The sequence below is a fragment of the Desulfobacter curvatus DSM 3379 genome (assembly GCF_000373985.1).
Lineage (GTDB): Bacteria > Desulfobacterota > Desulfobacteria > Desulfobacterales > Desulfobacteraceae > Desulfobacter > Desulfobacter curvatus.
On sequence record NZ_KB892927.1, the window covers coordinates 1 to 7,353 of the forward strand.

Consider the following 7,353-nt stretch of genomic DNA (forward strand, 5'->3'; position numbering starts at 1 on the left):
TATTTCGTTTTTGAACAGCAATAACAATTCGATGTGCGCTACTCTTTGATATCTTTACACATTTAGCAAGTTTTCTTAGAGAAACTTTGACCGGACTGCACTCGAAAAAAGAAACAACTTTTTGACTTCGTAATCGTAATGAAATATCAGAACTCCACAATTAGCTTATTATTTTAATATCTGTGAGAGTTCTATTTAATAGACGGAATCAAATGTCCAGTTTTTAATCAAAAAAGAATGACCTGTTACAAAAAGTGTCCCGGCTTAAATCGGTAGCCCCTTATTCGCTTAATTTTTATCATGCTTGTAGTAAAAGCTGCCGCGTTTGGTGTTAGTCAAAGACCCACCCATATGTTTTATTCTACCCTTGTAGGACGTTTTGATCAATTTTTATGGGGTATGCTTGCTGCCTGGCTGTTTTATTACAAGTCCGATTTTCTAAAGCGTCTGGGCAATTTCATGTTGCCTGTCAGTCTTTGCGTTGTTCTTTTTGCAGTTTACCTCCAAGCCCGATATGCAAGTTACTTTTCTGCAATAGATATGAAATCTCAACCCTGGATATATTGGGGGACATGTGAGGCACTTATGTGGGGCTTTGTTTTGCTTTCTTATCTTTCATGCACCATAAAGATACCTCGAATAATAGACTTATGTTGCGAGTGGACTTAAATCACTGATTTTTTTAGAAAATCTTAACCACCCTCGTGTAAATGAATATCGTCTTTAATTTCAATAGATTATGAAAGATTCTCAAAATTCCCAAAACAACTGGCAACAGAATATTATGTTTTACTACATAGATATCCGTGTCCGGCAACTCACGTTACACATGTGGGTTACGAGTCAAGCCAGTTTTTCGTTTCCGGATTTTTTGCACAAAATCTAAATCGAACAAAATTATCTCTTTTTATTACTCTGTATTTTGGTGCCAATCTCCGTGAACTATTCTGTTCTAGAGAAAAAATACATGTATTCATCTTAGATTCCTTCTAATCCTGTGCAATCAAACTTGAAGCTTATTAATTTCATTATATCGGCTTGACCAGTTAGATCAATCAAAATCTTATCGGATTCTCCCTATGGGTTAAGTTCAATTTTTTAAAGACAAGGCCGTCGTTCAGCACCCCTTTGTGCAGGTATTGGAGCAAAATGGTTTGAAAGCTCTTATAGCCAGGCGTTTTTGCTTATAAAGTCTCTTGTCTATCTTCCAGTCACGCAACGATTTTAATTGATATTTTCGACATTTTTTCCAGCCTGTTCCCGTGGCACTTTGGTTGATTGAAGGTCTCTTACGGTTTTTTGGCAGAGGTCTGGTGGTAAAAGGCGTATCAGAATTTGTTCCTATCCGAGGGGTAAAAAGAATGAAAATAAGTAAAAGAACTAAATCCAAAGAAAATACATCCTTAAAAAATTTTTCAGAAGAAAATCACGCAACAAAACATACCCGCAACATAAATAGACAAATTTTTAATCTTTGGCGGCAGACTAAGTTATTCTTTTTATCTGTGGCACGGGATGATTATTTTCTTATGGCATGAAACAGTTACCCCTTTAATTTTATTTGAAAAAACCGGATTTAATTTTTTGATAAATTCCTGTATACTTTTTCCTGTTGTACTTGGATTTTCCTGGATATCATTTAACACAATTGAATTACCCTTTCTTGAAATGAGAAAAAAATATCTTTCACCTGTACATTTAAAATGACAATCAAGTACATTAAAGAAATAGACTCAATCAAAAATCTATTTTCAGGACGCGACAAATGGACACAACCAGAACGCCAGTATCAAACATAACGGCTATAGATGCTTTAATCACAGGACAACAATGGGGAAATAATCAAGGTACAGGAATAAGTATCACCTACAGCATTCCCAATATATCAGCCTATTGGGTAGAAGATTACGGTTCCGGGGAACCTGACAGCTGGACCGGTCTGGACAACAACCAAGCCGACTATTTTCGCATGGCCTTGGCTGCCTGGGCGGAGGTGGCGGATATTACCTTTGTGGAAATTGAAGATAACATCACCTATGGGGAGATCCGGGTGGCATTCAGCCAGGCAGTAACTGACGCAAGCGATGTCTCCGGATGGGCGTATGTACCAGGATCTCAGCCTGAGGCAGGGGATATCTGGCTGGATTCCACCCAAAACGAAACCTTTGCTCCCGGCACGTTCGGATACAGCACATTATTACACGAAATAGGCCATAGCCTTGGACTGTCCCACCCATTTGAGGCAAACACAACCAATGGCGCAATACTGAACGGCGAAGAGGACAGCACCCAGTATTCGGTGATGTCATATACCGATTACGATGGTGTCGGGAGTACCTTCACAGAAACAAGCCCGGGGCATTATTCATATATTGATGTGCAGCCCACAACTCCTATGTTATATGACATTTTGGCCATTCAATACCTATACGGTCCCAATTTAAACACGCGTACCGGGGACGACATTTATACCTTCAGCAATTCCCAGGCGGTATTTGAGGCCATTTGGGATGCCGGGGGCATTGATACCTTCGATCTATCCAACCAGTCCCTTGCCGTTACCGTAAACTTGACCGCCGGAACATTCAGCTCCATAGGAATTAAAGAGGTCTGGGACAACGGCATCGTTGTTGAGAGCGCCACCGACAATATTGCCATTGCCTACGATGTGACCATTGAAAATGTGATCGGGGGCAGCGGCGATGATCAGCTCATCGGCAATGCTGCCGACAATCAATTTACCGGCGGGCCGGGAAACGATATCATCATAGGCGATGATGGTGTTGATACGGCGATTTATAATAGCGCCATGGATGATTATACACTGGAAACCCTGGTCTCCGGTGATATTATTATTACGGCGACCACCACAGCTGAGGGTATCGACACCTTAACCGGAATCGAATGGCTCCAGTTTGAAGATAAAACCATTTCCACCGGGATTGCCACGCCTGTTCCCACGACCCCGGATGAGGTGGCAATACGCTTTGATGAGGGCAGCAGCAACCAGATTAATTATTTCCTGCTGTCCATTTCAACCCCGATGTCCATGGATGCAAGCGTATCTTATAAAACGGTGGACGGCACTGCCGTTGCCGGTCAAGATTATATATTTACATCAGGAATTGCCACGATTGCAGCCGGAGAAACAAGTACCGCCATACCGGTGGAGATTCTGGGCGACACAATCATTGAAAACGATGAAACCTTTTTCCTGGAAGCCTCCGACCCCGAAGGCGGCGTGTTTCCAGTGGGTGTCCAGACACTTTCAGCCATGCATACGATTATTAATGATGATTTTACAGTCTAAAGGATCTGATTTTAAATTATAGGGACAAAGGATTTAATATGACCCAGGAAGCCGATTTTGTAGCATATGCCTACACGACCTTTTTAGGGCGGAATCCCGATATTCCAGGACTTGAATGGTGGACCGGGCGACTGGCATCAAACGCAGTGACGTCCAACCAGCTTGCCGCAATATTGGTGGAAAGTGCTGAATTTACATCCGATGGACTGCCCATTACCGCGCTTTATTATACCCTTTTCGGACGCAGCCCGGACCTGCCCGGCTTAAATTACTGGCGGGAGGTCGCCTTCCAGGGTGCGTCACTTGAATCCATCGCAGACAAGCTCATGGGTTCGGCGGAATACACCACGGCATCGGCCGCCAAAACCACGGGTGAAATGGTGACACAATTTTACCAACTTGGGCTGGGTCGGACCCCGGACGATGCAGGTTATGAATACTGGCTCTATGAAATTGACAACGGCATGTCGCTTACCGAAGTCGTCACCAGATTTGCCGAATCCCCTGAAGCGTTGGCGTATCTTGAAAAACAATTGGCAGTCAGTGCCATCTACTACGGACTAACCGGAAGCCTTGTCACCGATGATCAGATGACAGCTGGCCTCTCAGCTGACTTGGAAGATCTGGCCATGACCATAATGCTCACAGACAGATACACAGGCCCCACCGTTTCGGATCTTAATCCCCCGGGATTGATTGCATATATCAGTGAGGATGATGACACAGCCCTGATTCTTACCGGAAACCCATCCGGTAACGTTGTGCTGGACCTAAGCCAAACCCCGTTGGCGCTTACGGATAATAATGAAGATGTTCCCATTACCGGGCTTGAAAATATTGTCAATATTAGTGCAGACACCCTTTCCGCCAGTGTTGTGCTGACGGCATCTTCAAGCGATGTTGTATTTTCCGGCGGCAGCGCGGCCGACACATTAACAGGCGGCAGCGGCAACGATCAACTAACCGGTAACAACGGCAATGATATTCTTTCCGGAGCTTCCGGCGACGACCACCTATACGGTGGAGAGGGAGATGACACCCTTATGGGTGGCGATGGTAACGATCAACTGACCGGCGGGGTCGGTTCAGACAGCCTCACCGGGGACGCCGGCAACGATCAATTAGATGGTAGAGAAGGAACAGACAGTTTAACCGGCGGCGAAGGTGACGACATCTTTATGATCAGCGACGAATCCCATAGCACAGGTCTTGCCGAAACCTTTGACGGCGGTGGGGGAACCGACATGATCCGGCTGGATTTTTCCGGGGATCTGGACCTTTCCTATGCCACTATCACCGATGTGGAGTCCATTGTCTTTAACAGCGACGGCAACACACTCACCTTCACGGCAGACCAGTTGGCGGCACTCACTTCAATTACCGGATCCGCCGAGGCACAGGATACCGTTATCGTAAACACGCCCAGTCTGCTTAAAATCATGGACACCCTGTTCACAGGTATTGACACCTTCCAGGGCGGAGACGGCGGTTCAAACGATATTATCGACAATACCACACTGGGCCTGACCCTCATCGGCGGCAACGACGCCGATTACATTGAAGGGGGAGCCGGTGCCGACACCCTCCAGGGAAATGCAGGGGGGGATGTTTATGCCTATCTTCAAGGAACAGATTCCCGGTATGAAGGAGAAATTGCCTTCAGCGGAGATAGCATCGTTGGATTTGACTTCCAAACAGATAAAATCCGAATTGCAAATGAATTTACCGGAACAACCACCACACTCACCCTCGAGAGTGCATGGCTGAGCACCTGGAGTTCCCTGGAAACCAATACAGACCTTCAAATTGCATTCGCCGACAGTGATATTGACGCAGTATTGCTTACCGTTACCACCGGATCCGCCGCAGGACTATACCTGTTAATCGAAGACGGCACTACGGATACGGGTTTCCAGTCAGCCGAGGATATCACCATCAAGCTTACAGGTTCCGTTAACATAGGCCTTTTTGATGCCGCAGACTTTATCCTGTAAGCAGGCCTTGCAACAAAGTGTTAAGACATCCGCTAACTGCCCTCCGATCCGACCCCGGACCGGAGGGCTGACCGGGTTTATTGACTTAAATTGGTACTGACCAGTTCGATTTCCAGAGGTTCTCCCAGAATCTCGTATTGTCCGATCCCTTTGATCATGCCGATGCCTTTGGCCAGCCAGTATTTAATGGTTACCGATACCGGACCGTCCGACGAATAGGGGGATAGGGGAAGGCTGGTATACCGGTTTACGACAACCACATTATTGTAGGTCACCCCGTTAACCGTATAATTGTCCAGCTTTTCGATAATTTCCCAGGTATCCACGCTCATTACCGTCTCTGAAAAGGGCGTGGTGTCGCTGTATCCGGCTGAGGATATTTCAATATACCCGGTCGCTGTCCCGGTGACTTCTCCAGTCTGATCATAATACTCCCCTGCCGGCAGCTGATCAAGGTCTGACCTGGATAGGAACCATTCCAGAGGGGTGTCCAGCTGAGTGTCGGCATAAATTTGCACATTCACGGACTCACCATAGGCGGAAATGAACATCTCCATATCTATAGTCTGGCCGGAAAATAAGGCGCTGTCGCCTGAACTGAAAATGTTTTCGGCAACGATAGCACTGAAGGAACCTGTGGCATCCCCTGAAACGGATCCGGAAAGACTGCCCTGCCGGATCATGTCACCATTGTTCACACTTAGATCCATATCGGAAAAAGTCATGTTCAGGTTAACCCCCTGATAAGATGCACTCACTGGGGCGCCGCCGTTGATCCTGTACCGCCAGGTGATGGTGTCCACCCCGTCGGCGGTGACGGGAAAGAAGGAATCCGATCTCCCCTGATTTGACGAGGCATTGCCGGGTTTAATCCCGTAGGCCTCGCACAGGTCAACAAATTCCTGTGCAGTGGTAAAACCCTCCAGCACCGAACACCTGTCCGTCCCCCGGGCCATAAGGCTCAGCCAGTAATTAAACCCGCCATCATCAGCCGCTCTGTTAAAAAAGGCCCGGTACAGAATTTTGAGGTATTCTTCATCTGTAGTGGTGCTGTTCTGGAACTCTTCACTGAAGATAAAAGACCAGGCCAGGTCACTTCCGGACAATTCCCCTGCATTCAAACTTTGTACCCAGTAGTTCATGCCGTCAGCATCCGGGTCACGGTCCAGGCACTGCTGGTAAAACCGGGTGACAAACCCCTCAACATTTTTATCATCGTCGCTGGACGATTCTGAGGAATTTGAGGAAATACCGTAACTGTCACAAAGGTCTGAAAACTCCTGGGCACAGGTAAAACCGTCCAGCACCGACGCCCTGTCCATGCCCTGGACCATAAGTTTTATCCAGTGGTTATACCCTTCCGTATCCGGCACCCTGTTGAAAAAAGCCTGGTACAGGACATCCAGAAATTCCTCATCCGTGGTTTCGCTGTCCTGAAATTCCTCGCTGAATATAAAGGACCAGGCCAGATCCGCCCCGGTGGTCTGCCCTAGGTTCAGGCTTTCCACCCAGTAGCTCAACCCAGCGGCATCGGGCTGCCTCCCCAGGCACTGTTCGTAAAACCGCGTAACAAACCCCTCCACATCCGAATCCGAAGCCGATACCTGTTCAGGAAGTAAAGATGCGGATAAAAAAACAGACAAACATAATACAAATGTTACAATAGCGGGGTACCCTGTCCTGCGTTTTGGAAACATTTTCATTTGCAACCTCTTTGGATAAGGAATTAATCATGACAAACTGTTTAAGATGAAATACGTATTTTTTTCATTTTAAATTCTGTTTGTCAAATTTTTTCGACCTGTGCGGGTGGCTTAAGCAGCCAGCTTGAAATCTAAGCTCTTTGTTTCAAACCATTTTTCATTTTCTTTATTTCTTTTTATGGCCGTGATTGTTGCCAATCCAACTGAACCCGCTTTTGACCAACTCATTCCATTGTGTTTTTGACGGCTTGAGACGACAAGGTCATTCATTTTTTCACCGATAGCACTGGAGTTACATAAACCCAGTTCTTTCCTTACCGCATAGCAGGGAATATACGGTTTATTC

At 46.3% G+C, this 7,353-nt stretch carries 5 protein-coding genes; 3 read left to right on the plus strand and 2 right to left on the minus strand.

Going from position 1 to position 7,353, the window contains the following annotated elements:
* Positions 1 to 1,262: 1,262 nt before the first annotated feature.
* From B147_RS0103935 to B147_RS33105, 3 genes are all read left to right on the plus strand, one after another.
* Positions 1,263 to 1,538: a hypothetical protein gene (locus B147_RS0103935; protein ID WP_157237763.1), complete on the plus strand. Its 276-nt coding sequence runs from the start codon at positions 1,263 to 1,265 to the stop codon at positions 1,536 to 1,538.
* Positions 1,539 to 1,765: 227 nt separating this feature from the next.
* On the plus strand, positions 1,766 to 3,310 hold the full coding sequence (locus B147_RS29985) for a M10 family metallopeptidase C-terminal domain-containing protein (protein ID WP_020585947.1): 1,545 nt from the start codon (positions 1,766 to 1,768) through the stop codon (positions 3,308 to 3,310).
* Between the two features lie 38 nt (positions 3,311 to 3,348).
* Positions 3,349 to 5,304: a DUF4214 domain-containing protein gene (locus B147_RS33105; protein WP_020585948.1), complete on the plus strand. Its 1,956-nt coding sequence runs from the start codon at positions 3,349 to 3,351 to the stop codon at positions 5,302 to 5,304.
* Positions 5,305 to 5,381: 77 nt separating this feature from the next.
* On the opposite strand, the gene B147_RS0103955 is transcribed toward B147_RS33105, so the two are convergent.
* Together B147_RS0103955 and B147_RS0103960 are read right to left on the minus strand one after the other, a co-directional pair.
* Positions 5,382 to 7,007: a DUF4214 domain-containing protein gene (locus tag B147_RS0103955; RefSeq protein WP_020585949.1), complete on the minus strand. Its 1,626-nt coding sequence runs from the start codon at positions 7,005 to 7,007 to the stop codon at positions 5,382 to 5,384.
* A gap of 111 nt (positions 7,008 to 7,118) precedes the next feature.
* Positions 7,119 to 7,353, minus strand: a 235-nt coding sequence (locus tag B147_RS0103960) for a hypothetical protein (protein WP_026259508.1), incomplete at its 5' end; no start/stop codon positions are given.

Coding starts and splice junctions, on each gene's coding strand:
- B147_RS33105 (WP_020585948.1), top strand. CDS start 3,349: ATGACCCAGGAAGCCGATTTTGTAGCATATGCCTACACGACCTTTTTA.
- B147_RS0103955 (WP_020585949.1), bottom strand. CDS start 7,007: ATGAAAATGTTTCCAAAACGCAGGACAGGGTACCCCGCTATTGTAACA.
- B147_RS29985 (WP_020585947.1), top strand. CDS start 1,766: ATGGACACAACCAGAACGCCAGTATCAAACATAACGGCTATAGATGCT.